At 68.4% G+C, this 15,907-nt stretch carries 14 protein-coding genes; 7 read left to right on the plus strand and 7 right to left on the minus strand.

The window, feature by feature from the left end:
• Nucleotides 1–75 precede the first annotated feature (75 nt).
• The gene (locus IE075_RS04280) at nt 76–1,077 is read left to right on the plus strand and encodes an energy transducer TonB (protein ID WP_189453628.1); all 1,002 of its coding nucleotides are present in this window, start codon (nt 76–78) and stop codon (nt 1,075–1,077) included.
• 31 nt (nt 1,078–1,108) lie between these two features.
• On the opposite strand, the gene trxC is transcribed toward IE075_RS04280, so the two are convergent.
• Nucleotides 1,109–1,549: a thioredoxin TrxC gene (gene trxC, locus IE075_RS04285; protein WP_189454790.1), complete on the minus strand. Its 441-nt coding sequence runs from the start codon at nt 1,547–1,549 to the stop codon at nt 1,109–1,111.
• Between the two features lie 161 nt (nt 1,550–1,710).
• Here trxC and IE075_RS04290 point away from each other — a divergent pair, with 161 nt between their 5' ends.
• Nucleotides 1,711–3,609 carry a diguanylate cyclase gene (locus IE075_RS04290; RefSeq protein WP_189453629.1) on the plus strand — a complete coding sequence of 633 codons (1,899 nt, stop codon included), beginning with the start codon at nt 1,711–1,713 and terminating at the stop codon, nt 3,607–3,609.
• 130 nt (nt 3,610–3,739) lie between these two features.
• Complete coding sequence (locus IE075_RS04295) at nt 3,740–4,630, plus strand: pirin family protein (protein WP_189453630.1); 891 nt, start codon at nt 3,740–3,742, stop codon at nt 4,628–4,630.
• Between the two features lie 152 nt (nt 4,631–4,782).
• Here IE075_RS04295 and IE075_RS04300 read toward each other — a convergent pair whose 3' ends face one another.
• Nucleotides 4,783–5,034: a DUF378 domain-containing protein gene (locus IE075_RS04300; RefSeq protein WP_189453631.1), complete on the minus strand. Its 252-nt coding sequence runs from the start codon at nt 5,032–5,034 to the stop codon at nt 4,783–4,785.
• Between the two features lie 115 nt (nt 5,035–5,149).
• The gene (locus tag IE075_RS04305; RefSeq protein ID WP_189453634.1) at nt 5,150–5,416 is read right to left on the minus strand and encodes a DksA/TraR family C4-type zinc finger protein; all 267 of its coding nucleotides are present in this window, start codon (nt 5,414–5,416) and stop codon (nt 5,150–5,152) included.
• A gap of 229 nt (nt 5,417–5,645) precedes the next feature.
• Between IE075_RS04305 and IE075_RS04310 the strand changes: the two genes are divergently transcribed.
• The gene (locus tag IE075_RS04310; protein WP_189453636.1) at nt 5,646–8,993 is read left to right on the plus strand and encodes a GAF domain-containing protein; all 3,348 of its coding nucleotides are present in this window, start codon (nt 5,646–5,648) and stop codon (nt 8,991–8,993) included.
• Between the two features lie 12 nt (nt 8,994–9,005).
• Here the strand turns inward: IE075_RS04310 and IE075_RS04315 are convergent, their stop codons facing one another.
• Both IE075_RS04315 and IE075_RS04320 read right to left on the minus strand, forming a co-directional pair.
• Entirely contained in the window at nt 9,006–10,277 is a 1,272-nt protein-coding gene (locus IE075_RS04315) for a glycosyltransferase (RefSeq protein WP_189453638.1), read from the minus strand.
• A 180-nt stretch (nt 10,278–10,457) separates the two neighbouring features.
• Nucleotides 10,458–10,844, minus strand: coding sequence for a host attachment family protein (locus IE075_RS04320; RefSeq protein WP_189453640.1), 387 nt, complete (start codon nt 10,842–10,844; stop codon nt 10,458–10,460).
• A 332-nt stretch (nt 10,845–11,176) separates the two neighbouring features.
• Between IE075_RS04320 and IE075_RS04325 the strand changes: the two genes are divergently transcribed.
• Complete coding sequence (locus IE075_RS04325) at nt 11,177–11,737, plus strand: hypothetical protein (RefSeq protein WP_189453642.1); 561 nt, start codon at nt 11,177–11,179, stop codon at nt 11,735–11,737.
• 154 nt (nt 11,738–11,891) lie between these two features.
• Complete coding sequence (locus tag IE075_RS04330) at nt 11,892–12,716, plus strand: DUF2382 domain-containing protein (protein WP_189453644.1); 825 nt, start codon at nt 11,892–11,894, stop codon at nt 12,714–12,716.
• Nucleotides 12,717–12,884: 168 nt separating this feature from the next.
• Here the strand turns inward: IE075_RS04330 and IE075_RS04335 are convergent, their stop codons facing one another.
• Complete coding sequence (locus IE075_RS04335; protein WP_189453646.1) at nt 12,885–13,466, minus strand: hypothetical protein; 582 nt, start codon at nt 13,464–13,466, stop codon at nt 12,885–12,887.
• Nucleotides 13,467–13,789: 323 nt separating this feature from the next.
• Complete coding sequence (locus IE075_RS04340) at nt 13,790–14,572, minus strand: YdcF family protein (RefSeq protein WP_189453648.1); 783 nt, start codon at nt 14,570–14,572, stop codon at nt 13,790–13,792.
• A gap of 260 nt (nt 14,573–14,832) precedes the next feature.
• Between IE075_RS04340 and IE075_RS04345 the strand changes: the two genes are divergently transcribed.
• Complete coding sequence (locus IE075_RS04345; RefSeq protein WP_189453650.1) at nt 14,833–15,861, plus strand: sodium:calcium antiporter; 1,029 nt, start codon at nt 14,833–14,835, stop codon at nt 15,859–15,861.
• Nucleotides 15,862–15,907: the final 46 nt, after the last annotated feature.

Raw genomic sequence — 15,907 nt, forward strand, 5'->3', positions numbered from 1 at the left:
TCCGCAAACACTAGGCCATCGCCGCGTAACACGGCCTTTTTAGGCTCCCCGCGCCTGTCACCGCCCGGGGATCCCATGTCGAAGTCGTTAGTCGTGTTCCGTTGTTCTTCGCTGTCGGTCGCACTCGCCGCCGCGCTCGCCGCCTGCCAAGGCGGTCACGACCCGGGGGAGGCCGCTGCCGGGGCGACCGCTGTCCAAAGCGATCAGCCGGCCGAACGATTGGCCACGCTCGATCACGATCGCCTGCGTGCGCTCGCCAGCCAGGCTTTGCGGGATCGACGCGTGCACACGCCTGGCGGTGACAACGCGGTCGAGTACTACCTGGCGCTCCGTGACAAGGCCCCCGGGGATGCCGCCATCGCGACCGCGCTCGTGGAATTCCAACCCTACGTGCTCATCGCGGCGGAGCAGGCGCTCGCGCGCAGACAGCCGGAGGAGTCCGATCGTCTGCTGGCGCTGCTGTCGCGCATCGACGACCGAGCACCCGCGCTGCCGCGCCTGCGTGCGTCCCTCGCCGGCTTGCGCGCATCGCTCGCGGACGAGCAGACGGCAGCGCGCGACGCCGCGTTGGCGATGCACGCCGAGGATCAGCGTCGAGCGCAGGCGAGCGAGACCGCAAGCGTCGCTCGCTTCATCAACGCGCCCACGGCGGCAGCGGAGTTCGATGCGCCGGCGGCGGCGGCCGCCCCGGCCGTCGTGCGAGAGGTCGCGGCTGCACTCCGCGCCGAGCCCGTCCCGGCCGGCGTGCCGTCGACACCGACCGTCGCCAGCGAACCCGAGAGGCCAACACGTGTCTCGCAGACGGCCGCCGCTGAACGCTCGCTTCCCCGCCTGCTCGAGGACGAAGCGCCGCGTTACCCGCTCGCGGCCATGAACCGCAAGCTCGAAGGGCATGTCGAAATCGCATTTACGATCCAGCCCGACGGTCGCGTCGCGAACGCACGCGTGGTCTCCGCCGAGCCGGCCGGCGTGTTCGACCGGGCCGCGCTGGCCGCCGCGTCGCGCTGGCGGTTCGAGTCGACGGGATCGGCGGCGTCGACATCGCGGACGCTGACGTTCCGCCTGCCCAAGGGTTGATGTCCGGACGGCGACGACCGTCGACCGGATATCAGCCTGCGCCCTGCGAACGCGTCCACGCGACAATTTGTGCGGCGCTCATCGCGCCCGCCTGACGGGTGATCTCACGCCCGCCCTTGAACAGCGCGACGGTGGGAATGCTGCGCACGCCATGGCGCTGGCCCAATGCCGGCTCGGCCTCGGTGTCGACCTTCGCGAGGCGCAGGCGCGGCTCGAGCTGTCCGGCCGCGGCCTCGAATTGCGGTGCCATCGTTCGGCACGGTCCGCACCACGGGGCCCAGAAGTCGACGAGCAGTGGCAGGTCGCCCCGGAGCGCCGCGTCGAAGGTGGCGGTCGTCAGCGCATGCGGGCGACCCGCGAACAGCGGCGAGTGACAGCGTCCGCAGTTGGGCGCCTCGCCGATACGGGCCGGCGGGACCCGATTGAGCGCCTGGCAGTGCAGGCAGGGCACTTCGAGCGGAGCATCGTGCACGGCAGGCAGGCTCACCTTGCGGGAGGGGGCCAGCGTGACCCGGTGCGCGTCAACGCGCGATGCAGCCACGGTGTGACCGCCGACGGCGATCGCCGCTCAAGAAAGTCCGTGCCCGGCCGTCAAATCCTCAAGCGCCCCCTCGGTCGCGCATCCCGATCAACATGCCGACTTCAGCCGTGCGCCTGCCTCATCTCTCGATTGCGCTGATCCTTCTCTGCACGGGCTGGCCGCTGGTCGGCGCGAGCGCGCCCACCGCCCCATCGGACCGCGCGTCGTCCTCGGAGCAGCGGGAGGCACCGCCTAAGCTCGAAACGATCGACAAGCTCCTCGTCGACCGCGACCGCGACACGGTGCCAGATCGCAAAAACGAACTCGTGCGCACGCGCGGCGTCGTGACGGTTCCCAGCGGCGTCATGCGCAATCGCGCACTGCAGCTCGTGATCCAGGACGAACGCGGCGGAATCGTCCTGTTCAACGAGCGCTCGAATGCCGAGTTCGCGGCTGGCGACGTCGTGGAAGCGACCGGCAAGGTCGCCCAGTTTCGGGGCGCCGTGCAGCTGCGCGATGCGGAGGTGCGCCGCATCGGCCGCGCGAAGGTGCCCGAGTCCGAAGGTCTGGACATCCGCGAGGCGAACAGCTGGACCCACATGGGCCACCGCGTGCGCCTGGAGGGCGTAACCGGCGAACTCTCGCTGGATTCATTCGGGCTGCTGGAACTCAAGGGTGCGAACGGCCAGTCGATTCCGCTGTTCATTCCCGCGCGTGTCGTCGACAACTTCAACTGGAAGCAATACGCACCGGGTACGCGCATCCAAGCGACCGGAGTGGTGTCGATTTACAAACCTCAGTGGCCATACGACTCCGATTTCCAGGTCGTGGTGACGTCGCCGCAGGACATCGAAGTGCTCTCTCCGCCGCCTCCTGCGTGGCAGAGCTGGGTGCTGTGGGGCGTGGCCGCAGCGGCCGCACTGCTCGGCCTTGCGCTTCTCGTGCTGCACATGATCCAGAGCCGCAACAAGGCGCGCGAGCGTGAACTCGCCACGCTGTCCGCGCTCTCGACCGCGTTGTCGACGCCCGACCTGCCCGAGGAACAGCTCGCGCGCAGCGCCTGCGACATCCTCACGGCCTACGGCATCGTCGATGCGGCGATGGTCCAGGCCTTCGACGACCGCGGCTACCTGCGCCAGCTGGCCACGTCGGCCTCAGACCCCAGCCTGGGCGGCGCGCTCGACCTCGGCGAGCCAATGACCGCCGCGGAAACGATGGGCGGGGCGCACCAGTTGCAGATCGAAGCCCGCATCGCGAAGCAGGGCCTCACGCTGCTGGCGGTGCACCCGCTGCTCGCGCCTTCGGGCACGCAGGGGTTCCTCGTCGCTCTTTCTCCGCGCAAGCGTCGGCCAAGCGAGATGCAGGAGCGCACGCTGCTCGCGTCGGTCAAATTGCTCGCGATGGCGCTCGAAAACAGCAAGGTCCAGCAGCGGGCAAAGCTCGAGCAGGCGGAACTCCAGCAGCTGGTGATCACCGACGAGCTGACCAAGCTCTACAACCGGCGCTTCCTCGACGAATACCTGCGCGTGCAGATCCCGGTCGCGCGCCGTCGCGGCGGCGGGCTCGCCTTCCTCGCGATCGACATCGATCACTTCAAGCGCATCAATGACACCTGGGGTCATGAAGCCGGCGACCGGGTGCTCGCAGGCGTGGCCGCCCAGATCCGCCAGGCCAGCCGCAGCAGCGACCTGCCCGTCCGCCTCGGTGGCGAGGAGTTCCTTGCGGTCGTCGCCGAAGCCGAGCCCGCGGGCGCGATGGTGTTCGCCGAGCGGCTGCGCGCGTCGATCGAGTCGCAGATCTTCGACGCTGCGGTGCCCGGCGAATCGCTGCAGGTGACGGTGTCGATCGGCGTGGCGCTGTTCGGGCTGCACGGCGACGACGGCCCGACCTTGCTGCGCGCAAGCGACGAGGCGATGTACGCCTCCAAGCGGACGGGCCGCAACCGCGTCACCCTGGCGACGCAGCCAGCGACCACGGGCCGGACCGCACCTGGCGGAGTTCCCGCCGCCTGACGCCGGCGCAGCAGCGCCCGCTCATCGCAATCCGCGCTGGGCCCCGCGTTGAAACACTCCGTACCGCCGCCCATGCACCGCAGCGGCGGGCGTCGCGCCACACTGCGGTTCTTCCGACAGGAGAGCCGCCATGCTTGAACGCGTGATCGAACCCCGACGCCGTGACCTCGGCGGTTTCGAAGTCGGCCGTGTGCTGCCATTTTCGGCGCAGCGCATGGTCGGGCCTTTCATCTTCTTCGACCACATGGGCCCGGCCGATCTTGCAGCCGGCCTGTCGCGCAATGTCGACGTCCGCCCGCATCCGCACATCGGCTTGTCGACGGTGACGTACCTGCTCGACGGCGAGATCATGCATCGCGACAGCGTCGGGTCCGAGCAAGCGATCCGCCCCGGCGAGGTCAACTGGATGACGGCCGGGCGCGGCATCACCCATTCCGAGCGTTTTGAGCGCGCGCGGCGGCAGGGCGACTGCGTCGACGGGCTGCAGGCCTGGGTGGCGCTGCCCGACGGGCTGGAGGAGATCGAGCCTTCGTTTGCACATTTCGACGCCGGGTCGCTGCCGGTCGTGGAGGACCGCGGGCTGCACGTGCGCGTGCTCGCAGGCGATGTGTACGGCGCGCAGGCACCGGTGCCCGTGCACTCGCCGATGTTCTATGTGCACGCGACGCTCGATGCCGGCGCCGCACTTCCGTTGCCTGATTCGTACGCGGAGCGCGCGATCTACCTCGTTTCCGGCGCGCTCGAAATCGACGGCGCGGAGCACGCGGCCGGCCGCATGTTCGTGATCGAGGGCGGTCGCGCCGCTTCGGTGCGCGCGACGGCGCCGTCGACACTGCTGGTGCTCGGCGGGGAGCCTGTCGGGCGCCGCTACATCGACTGGAACTTCGTGTCCTCGTCCAAAGAGCGCATCGAGCAGGCGAAGGCCGACTGGCGCGCCGGCCGCATGAAGCTGCCCGACCTAGATGACGGTGAATTCATCCCGCTGCCCCCCGAGCCGGCGCCGCCGAACCCGATGTCCTGAAGGCGCCGAACCGGTGCGGCCTCGCGATCGCGCGTGCGCTGTTCGCCGCGGGGCGCTCCAGACTCCCAACGTAAGAAGGCCACGCCGGGGTGTGCCCGGCGCGGCTCGTTTGCAGCGCGCGACCGCGTGGGTCGCCCGAACTGCAGCGTCGATTAACGACGCGGGGTGTGGTGCGTGCGGGCGTGGGCTTCGGCGTGCACTTCGTTCGTGTGGCTGGCACGCAGGAGCGGCACGATCTGCCACAGCGCGGACAGGCCTACGAGTGCATACACGAGCCGCGCGAGCGGTGCGTCCTGGCCGCCGAAGATCGCGGCGACGAGGTCGAACTGGGCGAGGCCGACGAGGCCCCAGTTGATGCCACCGATGATCAGGAGGGCAAGCGTCACGAGGTTGAGGGCTTTCATGGTGTCTCCAGCTGCGGCTTCGAGGGTGGACTGCGGTTCCAGTGTCCAGCCGGGCCGTCAACATGAAGCGAAGGAAACTTGACGACGCCGCAACATTGCGCTAGAGCCACGCCCGTCATCGCAGCTGGCTGTCCTTGCTGCCGCGCCGGTTGTAGCCGGCGCCTGCGCCCTCCGCGGCGTCGGCCTGCGCCTGGCACGACACGCACAGCCTCACGCCCGGCACGGCATGCCGCCGTGCTTCCGGGATCGGGGCGTCGCACTCCTCGCAGTGCATTCGCCCCGGCCCCTGCGCAAGCCGGCTGCGGGCGCGCCGCACCGCATCGTCCACGGTGGCGTCGATCTGGTCCTGCACCGCGCCGTCGCCTGCCCAACCGGTGGCCATGGCCTGTCCTCCTGGTTTGCCTGCCCTGACCATACGGCGGCGCTCGTGAATTGAACGCTGAATGGGTTATCGAGCCCGGAGCGTCAGTGGAGGCGTGGAGCCACGCAACCGCAACCTGAGCCCCGCTAGACTGCGCAACTGCCCGTAAGGACCTCCAGATGCCCTGCCCCTTGGCCTCCCTGTCGCGCCTTGTTTCGACCGGCTGGGCCGCTCCCGGGGTGCGGGCCGGATGAGCGTCATCGCCGCCGACGAAGCGCCCGCGGCCCGAACCCCGGCCGCGCTGCTCGCGGCTCAGCATGCGGCGCTGGAGATGGTCGTACGCGGCGCGCCGCTTGCGGACGTGCTTGCAGCGCTGTGCCGGATCGTCGAGGCGCATGCGCAACGCGTGCGAGCGGTGGTCCGGCTTCACGACGACATGTCCGGCGAGCGCGCGATCGGTGCGGAGGGAGCCGAGGAGCCGCTGACGCTGAGCGGTGCCCGGACGGTCTGTTCGACACCGATCGTCAGCGCGGACGGCCGCGTGCTGGGCACGTTCGACACCGGTTCCGACGCCGCGCGCGAGCCGGACGACGCCGAGCAGGCACTGGTGTCCACGCTCGTGCGCACAGCAGCACTCGCAATCGAACGTGCTCGCCACGATGAGGCGCTGCAGCGCCGCGAAGCGCAGCACCGTTTCCTCGATGACCTTGCAGCGGCAACGCAACCGCTCACCGCACCGGACGCCATCATGTCCACGTCGGCGCGGCTGCTTGCCGAGCACCTCGGGGCCGACCGCTGCGCGTACGCCGAAATCGAGGACGAGTCGCTGTTCGTGATCACCGGCGATTGGCAGCGCGACGTGCCGAGCATCGTCGGCCGCTGGCCGGTCGCGGCCTTCGGTGCCGAGTGCACGCGCCAGATGCTCGCGGGCGATGCATACGTGGTGGTCGACGCCGAGCGCGACGGGCGCATCAGCGCCATCGACCTGCCGGCGTACCGGGCTACGGAGATCGCAGCCGTCATCTGCGTGCCGCTGCACAAGAACGGCGTCTTCTCGGCCGCCATGGCCGTGCATCAGCGCGTGCCGCGTCGCTGGACGCGCGATGAGATCGATCTCGTCGAACTCGTCGTCGGGCGCTGCTGGGAAACGCTCGAACGCGCCCGCGTGACGCGCACCCTGCAGGCCAGCGAAGCCCGCTACCGCGCCATGGTCGAGGCGAACCCCGAGTGCGTGATGCTCGTTGCGCCCGACGGCGCCGTGTTGCAGATGAACGCCGCTGGCCTGCGCATGGTCGAGGCGACGGACGAGACCCATGTAGTCGGCGCCTGCGTGTTTCCGCTCGTCGCGCCCGAGCACCGCGCAGCGTTCGAGCACCTCAACGAACGGGTGTGCCGCGGTGAGCGCGCCGAGCTGGCGTTCGAGATCGTTGGCCTCGGCGGGACCCGACGCTGGATGGAGACCACCGCAGTCCCGCTGCCGATGCACTCCGGGGGCTTCGCGCAGCTGTCGGTCACGCGGGACGTCACGGCTCGCGTGACCGGCGAACGCGCGCTCGCCGACAGTCGCGCCCGCCTCGACTATGCCGTGCGCCTGTCAGGCGTCGGCTTCTGGTACTGCGACCTGCCGTTCGACGAGCTCGAATGGGACGCGCAAGTCAAGGCGCATTTCTTCCTGTCGCCGGATGCACGCGTCACGATCGACACATTTTACGAACGCATGCATGCGGACGACCGCGAGGCCACCCGCGACGCGATCGCCCGCTCCATCGAGAGCCGCCTGCCCTACGACGTGTTCTACCGCACGACGGACCCCGGCTCGGACGCAATCAAGTGGGTGCGCGCGCTAGGCGGTACAGCCTACGGCGCCGACGGCAGCCCGATCCGCTTCGATGGCGTCACGGTCGACGTGAGCGCGCAGAAGGCGAGCGAAGAACGGCTCGCCCGGATGCTCGATCGCGAACGCGAGCAGGGGCGCCTGCTCGCGCAGGTCGCGATCGCCGCCCGCACTATCCAGGCTGCGTCATCCGCCGACAGCGTGCTGCGGGTGGTCACCGAAGAAGCGCGCCGCATCCTCGGCGCCCAGTCGGCGGTGACGCGGCTCACGTCCGAACCTGACGGCGTGGAGACGCTCAGTGCGCTTTCCCGCGCCGGGGCCCACGGCTCGGAACATCCTCAAGGTGAAACGCCGGAGCTTGCCGCGCTCTGCGCTCGCGTGCGTGACACCAACCGCCCCATGCGTGTGGCTGCGCGGCAGCGCGCCACGCCGCATTCAACCCTCTGCGTGGGCTCCGACGCGAGCGACGACCTGGGCACGGACGGCTGGCTTGCCGCGCCCTACACCGCGCATGACGGCCGCAATCTCGGCGTGATCACGCTGCGCGGCAATCAGGAGCGGGACTTCACTGAAGCCGACGAGGCCATCCTGCAGCAGCTCGCGCAGATCGCATCCGTCGCGCTCGAGAACGCGCGCCTGTACGACCGGCTGCGCGAGCAGGACCGTCGGAAGGACGAGTTCCTCGCCACGCTCGCACATGAGCTCCGCAACCCGCTCGCGCCGATCCGCACCGGCCTGCAGGTGCTGCGCATGACGCGCGATACGGAGCAGGCTGCGTCGACCCGCGCGATGATGGAGCGCCAGCTCGCGCACCTCGTGCGTCTGGTCGACGACCTGCTCGACGTATCGCGCATCACCGTCGGCAAGGTGACGCTCGATCGGCAGCGCATCGACCTGCGCGAGGCGATCGACAGCGCGGTCGAGGCCACGCGCCCGCTGGTCGACAGCCAAGCGCAGACGCTGACGGTTCGCATGCCCGAGGCACCGATCACGCTGGACGCCGACCTGACCCGCCTCTCGCAGGTGGTCGCGAACCTGCTGCACAATTCGGCGAAGTACACGCCGGCCGGCGGCAACATCGAACTGGACGTGGCGGCCGCCGCGGACGCCGTGGCGATCACCGTGCGCGACGACGGCGCGGGCATTCCGGCGGACATGCTGCGCCGGGTGTTCGACGCGTTCACGCAGGTCGACCGCACGCTCGACCGCGCGCAGGGCGGGCTCGGCATCGGCCTGACGCTCGTGCGTCGCCTCGTTGAACTGCACGGCGGCCGCGTCGAGGCCCGGAGCGCAGGCCTCGGTCGCGGCAGCGCGTTCACGATCACCCTGCCCCGCCCGTTGGCTGACGGCGTGAGCGTTCCGGCCGTGCCGACGACGCCCCTGCAGCCCGCATCGTCCTGCTTGCGGCTGCTCGTGGTCGACGACAATGTCGACGCCGCAATGAGCCTGGGCATGCTGCTCGAGCTCGGCGGCCACGAGGTGCGCATCGCGCACTCCGGTCCCGATGCAATCGACGCTGCTGCCTCAGGCGACTGCGACGTCGTGTTTCTCGACATCGGGCTGCCCGGTTTCGACGGCTACGAGGTCGCGCGACGCCTGCGCGCGAAGGCTGGACCCGCACCGGTGCTCGTCGCGGTGACCGGGTGGGGCAACGAGGAAGACCGCCGCCTCGCGCAGGACGCGGGCTTCGATCACCACCTCGTCAAGCCGGTGGATCCCGCCGTGCTGCTGCCGCTGCTCGATCGCGCGCGGCGCCCACGCTGATCCATCTCGGCCCTAACGACGGGCCGGGTCTGCGACGGCGCGACGCGGCGCGGGTCGTGTGCGCGATGAGGCTTCGTTGAGGTGCGATGCGGCCTCGGCCAGCCACGGGCGCTCACCATAGGCCAGTCGCTCGTACAGCGCCTGCGCGCGCGTCATGACCGTCTCGCTCGACCACGCGGCCGCGTCCTGCGGGCCTGCCGCCGAGAGCGCCTCGCGCCGTGCTGGGTCGCGCAGCAGCGCTGCAGTGTGCGAGGCGAATGCCTCCACGTCCTCCTCGCTCACGACCGCGCAACGGGCGCCGTCGAGCACCATCGCCGTGCCCATGACCGCGGTCGACACGATCGGCACCCCGAGCGCCATCGCCTCGATGAGCACCAGGCCTTGGGTCTCGGTTGGTGAGGCGAACACGAATGCATCGCCTGCACGGTAGGCGTCGAGCAGCTCGTGTCGCCGGTCCAGGTTGCCGAAGAAGCGCACGTGTCCCCGTTCGACCAGGTCTGCCGCGAGCTTCTTGAGACGCGGCGCGTCCGGCCCCTCACCGGCGATGACGAACAGCAGATCAGGGAATTGCGACACCAGGCGACGGACCACGTCGATCAGGAAGCCGATGTTCTTCTCGACGGCGAGCCGGCTCACGGTCACCAGCACTGGCCTCGACGCGCTGATGTCATGTCGCGAGCGAAACCGCGCGCCGTCTCCGCCTTGAAACTCGTCCAGCTCGATGCCCGTCGGCAGCACCGTATGCGGCGTGCCAACGCCGTAACGCTCCAGCACGTCCACCATCTGCTGGCTGGGGACGATGAGGTGGTCGACGTCGTGGCACAGCCTGCGAGACAACCGACGCGCGACCACGCGTGTGATCGCGCTGGGCAGCCATGGCACGTAGTGCCCCACGTACTCCTCGAAATAGGTGTGGTAGGTCTCAACCGTCGGTGTGCCGCTCGCCTGCGACAGCCACACCCCAAGCTGATGGGCGCGGAACGGAGTGTGGATGTGGATCACGTCCCACGAGCGCACCGCCAATCTCCCGAGTGCCGTGCGCATCGAGCGTCGACGGATCAACCGATCCTCGGGATCAAAGAAGATGGTGCGCGACGGAAGACGGATCAGCTCGAACGCGTCGCCGTCATCGACGGCCACCGCGGGCCCGCGGTCCTCGTACTCCGGCGCAACCAACGTAACGCCGTGGCCCATGCGAGCCAGTGCAAGCGCGAAGGTGCGGATCGACGTCGACACGCCGTTTACACGCGGAAAATAGACATCCGAGAGCATGAGGATCTTCATGCCCCCAGCGTATGCGCGCCGGATGACAGTTCAGAGGCAACGGCGGGATGACTTCGCGTCGTGCGCCCATCGGTAGGCGCTCGCCGCCGCGTCGCGTGCACGGAAGCGTGTCCGTACTGCAAAACCTCTTTCCGCATCGGATTCGCGGCGACGCGATGCATGCGTCGCCGCGAAGGAGCCTCAGTGCAACACGCGCTCGATATCGGCGATCGACGCGTTCGTCAGCGTCTTGGCCATTTCGCCAATGAGGCGTTCCAGCGTTTCCTTGTGCAGCAGCGGACGAACCTGGCCGAGCGTCTGCGGGTCTGCAATCAAAACGAGATGGCGATAGTCGTTCTTAAGAGCGCCATCATTGAGCCGGTTTGCGAGCTGCTTCGCGAACGTCGCCTCCTCGACGTCGACTTCCTTCGGCTGAGAGCCCGACGGGCCTTCACCGTCAAGGTTCTGCGGCTCGATCAACCGCTGCTGGATGAGTTTGATCGCTTTGGCTTCGCCAACATTCTGCAGCATGCGCGCGCCGCCGCCGTCGGCGACGACCACCCAGGCGCCTGAGGGAATGGATTGCATGGGTTCTCCTTCTTCTATGCCAGCGCAACAGTGCGCCGTCGGTCACACGCTAGCCAAGCGCATGTGATGCCGTAGCGCACGGCAACCGAAGCCCCGGCGGACACGGTGTCCATGAAACGCTGGTCAAAGGGTGCGCCACGAGACATTCGCTGTACACCACAGCATCACAGCGACAGCGCGCACGGTGTCGCTCGCAGCTGATCAATCGCTGTCGGCAGCTCATCGTGAGCAAGCTCTAGCACAAAGAAATAACGATATCTCCAAGCTCACTTCATGCGGCCGGAACCGGCCAACCCTTAAGTTGTAAATCTTCGTAGAAAAGGAGCACTACCGTGGCTGAAATCAAAATCGAAAAAAAGAAATCCATCTGGCCCTGGATCCTCGGCGCGTTGCTCGTGCTGTTGGCCATCTGGGCGTTCACGCAGATGGGTGACCGCGAAGAGGTCGAGGCCGCAGCCGTGGCCCCGGTCGAAGCCCCGGTCGCCGAAGCGCCCGTCGCTGTCGAACCCGTAGGCGCGGTTGAGCCGGTCGAAACCACGGCCAATGCGGCTGCACTGCTTCCTGTTGCCACTGTGCTTGCCGGTCCGGCCGGCTTTGTCGGCCAGGAGATTTCGGGCACGGCTCGCGTGACGGACGTCCCGACCGATCGCGGCTTCTGGATCGAGCAGGATGGCCAGCGCATTTTTGCCGTCATCGCCAAGGGCCCGAACATGGAAGAGGCGATCAACGTCAACGCCGGCCAGGAAATCATGATCAACGGCGCGGCCGTGCATGACCCGAGCACGCTGGCGCAGCTGGGTGGCACGCTCGATGCCGAGGCTCAGAAGCTCGTGACCGGTCAGCAGGCCTTCCTTCTGGTTGAGCCCAGCGACATCACGATCGTTTCGCGCTAATAACTGGCGCTGACTGAAACACCGGACCGCGGCTGCTCAGTATCCGCGACCCAGTTCAGCGGCGACCCGCGCTCAAGCGCGATTAAACGAGTCGCCGCACATCCCAATCTTTACCCACCGCAGTAAGGCGCTTTGCGCCGCAGGAGGAATCACTATGGATCGTCAGACAAACACCACCGGCACCACGGCCGGCCGCACCAATGCCCCGATCTCGACGGCCAATCTCGAGCGTCTGGATGACCTGCACGGTTACAAGGTCGCCGATGGCGACCCGGATATCCGCGGTTGGTCAGTCCGCACCTCGGACGGCCGCAAGGTCGGCGAAGTCGACAGCCTGATCGTCGACACCGATGCAAATCTCGTCCGCTATATCGACATCGAGCTCGACGGCAAGGCGCTGTCCCTCAAGGACAACCGCCACGTGCTCGTGCCGCTGAGCGGCGCGCGCCTCGACGACCATCGCGACGACGTGCTGCTGACCGGTATCGACGGCGCGCAGCTCATCGCGATGCCGCCGTATCGCCATGGCGAGCCGGTTGGAATGGACGCCGGCGACCGCGACCACGACCGCGACACCCGCGAGTTCTATGGTAAGCGTGAGGGCACGGGCCGCGTTGAGCGCCTGACGCTCGCAGAGGAAGAGCTGCGCGTCGGTAAGCGCGCCGTGTCGGCTGGCGAAGCGCGCGTGCATAAGACCGTCGAAAGCACCCACGTCAGCGAGACCGTGCCGCTTGCGCACGAAGAGCTCGTCATCGAGAAGCGCCCGATCCAGGCCGGTGGCAAAACGGACGGCTCGATCGGCGAAGACGAGGTCGTCATTCCGCTGATGCAGGAAGAGGCCGTCGTCGATAAGCGCACCGTTGCGCGCGAGGAAGTGGTCATCCGCAAGAAGCTCGTCACTGACGAGAAGACTGTCGAAGCCGACCTCAAGCGCGAAAAGCTCGACGTCGATCGTACGGATCGCAACACGCGGCATTAATTCGCGCGAGGCTTAAACAGAAAGGCCGGCAATCGCCGGCCTTTTTGCTGTGCTGCACCCGGTCGCAGAGATAACGAAAAGTCACCGGGTGGAGCACGATTCGTAGGGACATCTACAGGGGCCCGCTTCGCCGGGCTCCCGTTAATTGCGCTGCGTCCGAGACGTCCCTCAGTTCGAGGATGTAAGCGACTGGGCAGTGTTCACGATCTTCTGGACTTCTGCCTGGCTCGGGTTTCCCGACGCGCGCGCGCGGACATCACCCTGTGAATCGAGCACGAGCACCGTCGCCTGACCGGCGTCGCGGGGAATGTTGAACGCGCTCTCCACGGTCGTGTCCACCGACAGCCAAGTCATGTCGTGGTACTTCGCAGGAATCTTGTCGCGCGCGCGGGACAGGGCGTCGTCGCGTGACATGAAGAACGGCAGATCGATCGCGATGAGATCGCGGACCCGCACCTGCTTCGTCGAGAGGCGGCCGCGCAGTGCCTCGGCCCACGCGCGGGTGGACTCGGCTGCGTCGCGCGTGGGCGTGACGATCAGAACGGTCGGCTGCCCAACCAGGGCGCTGGCGTCGACGCGCTGCCCTGTCAGTGAGGCGGCGTCAAACTTCGCGAGCGATGGCGGGATCGAAGCGCCCGATGCGCCGGCCTGACCGGTGGCAACAACCGGCGCGCGGCTGCCCGCGCTAAACGCAGGTGCGGCGAAGGCGGTGAGACCGGCGAGCGCGAGTGCACAGGCGGCGGCGCGCATGCCCCGCGCGGGAGCGACGGTTGTCTGGGTCTTCGAGCTCATGCATGGATCTCCTTTCGGGTCGATCGATGGGGCCCTGTGGCGGTGCGGATGACGCGCAAGCTGCACACGTCGCCGCAGCGAACCCGCTGGAGCTGAGTCCGTTACGCTGCTAGCCGATCCAGAACGACGCTGAGCGTCGTTTTGGCTTGACCGGCGCGCCCGTACGGACAAGCGCGGCCGCGCGATCGGCCACAGGCTCGGGTTCCAAGAAGGCTCGCAGCACCTATGTTCAAGCAACATCAAATCGCCGGCACGTGGCTCCGTCGACCACGGCGGTGTTCTTACGGCTGATCGCTGCTGCGTGCCGTGCGCCAGCGCAGCCACCGGTAGTGCAGCGTGCCGACGAGCTCATGCAAGGCGGCGTCAGACTTCTCGAGTTCTTTCGTCGACGGCACGATCCCTCCGGGCAAAGACACACGAATGCCACGCCGATCGGCCGGGAGCGTGCAAACCTCGAAGCCCGCGGCCTCGAACGCGAGGACTGCGCGATTCATGTGCATGGCAGACGTCGCCAAAGCAATGCGGCGCGGAAGTCGCGGCTGCAGCGCGGCGACGTTCTGCGCGTTCTGCCACGTGGTGAGCGAGCGGTCCTCTTCGACCACGGCGTCAGGCGGCACACCGAATGCGCGTGTGTAGCTCGACATCAGCCCGCTGAGAGGGACCCAGCCGGGCGCCGTGGGGCCGCCGCTCAGCACGAGTCTCCGGCCCGGCTCTGCCTGCCAGTACTCGATGCCACGCTCGATCCGCCGGCGGGACGTCGCGCTCAGCACGCCGTACACATCGGCGCCGCGCGGCAGCCGGTCGACGCCGCCCGCGAGCACGACGACGGTGTCCGGGGGATCCGACTCGCAATGCGGAGGCGTGTCCGCAATCGACTCCACGCGGCGCGCGATCGCGTTCGACACGACCGCCGTGCTCGCCGCGAACGCGATGATCGCGAGCCCAAGCGCGATGCCCTGCAGCACGCGTCGCCACCGCGAGCGAGCACCCAGGACCGCGATCAGAAGTGCGATGAGCAGCCAGTTGAGGGGCGACAGCGCCCAGCTCACGAGTTCGGCAATCAAGGCCCGTCCGTCTTGCGCGTGCAAGTCACGCCAGTCCAACCAACGTAATCCGCCGCGCGGTCCAGCCGCACTTGTTCAGCGCAGCGGCGCTGCGAGCAGCGCGCTTGCGCTCCTGTGCCGGCGCGGCACGGACAAACGGTAACGCACGGGAGGCGCAACTGGCCGTGCCCGACACGTGAACCGAGAGTGCGGTGCCGCTCGCTATGGTGCGAGTGCGACGCCGGCTGGCTCGCGACCGAATTGGACGACCTGCAGGCCGAATGCCCGAATTCCACTCACTCGCGCTCGAACTCAACCTCGCGACGTTCGCCGTCGCCGCCGCAGTCGTGTGGTGGGCCGGCACGAAGTTGACCGCGCATGCCGATGCCATCGCGCGCATCACGGGCATCGGGCACGCGGTCGTGGGCATGCTGCTGCTCGGCGGCATCACGTCGCTGCCGGAGATTGCCGTGTCGGTCACCGCGGGCCTGCGCGGGAGCGCGGACTTCGCCGTGTCGAACCTGCTCGGCGGCGTCGCCTTGCAGGTCGCCATCATCGCGATCGGCGACGCACTGCTCGGCGAGCGGGCGCTCACCGCGCAGGTTCCCCGCCCGACCGTGCTGCTGCAGGCGGTGTTCTCCTGTCTTCTCCTCGCGCTGTTCGCGGCCGCCGTGCTGGTGGGCGACGTCGCCGTCGCGGGGGTCGGCGCGTGGAGCCTGGCTATTGCGCTGACAGGCGCCGCAATGTTCTGGATCATCTCGCGCAATGGCGACCGTGAGCCTTGGCAAGCCACGCCCGCCCCCAAGCCGGAGGCGCCGGCCGAGACCGCGGATGACCCCAGCCTGACGCGCGCACTGTGGATGACCGGTGCCATGGGCGCCGTGGTCCTGGTCGCGGGCTGGGCGCTTGCGGGTACGGGCGAGGCGATCGCGGCGCAGAGCGGTCTCGGCTCGAGCTTCGTCGGCGCGACGCTCGTCGGATTCGCTACGTCGCTGCCTGAAATCAGCACCGTCGTCGCCGCAGTGCGCATCCGCCGCTACACGATGGCGTTCGCCGACATCTTCGGCACCAACGTCTTCGATCTGATGCTCGTTCTGCTGATCGACGCGGTGGCACCGGGCGGGCCGGTGCTCGCGTCGCAGGGCCCGTTCGCGGCATTCGCGGCGGTGCTCGGCATCGTGGTGACGCTGCTGTACGTGGCAGGCTTGATCGAACGCCGGGACCGGTCGTACCTGCGACTGGGCGTCGACAGCTGGGCCGTGCTCATCGCGTATTTCGGCGGCGCCGTGGCGTTGTATGGGCTTCGGTGAATGCAAGGAGGTGCGCTTCGGCTCGGCCTCAAACCGCCGGCGCCCG

Origin of the sequence: Cognatilysobacter bugurensis (genome assembly GCF_014652095.1) — a bacterium.
Lineage (GTDB): Bacteria > Pseudomonadota > Gammaproteobacteria > Xanthomonadales > Xanthomonadaceae > Cognatilysobacter > Cognatilysobacter bugurensis.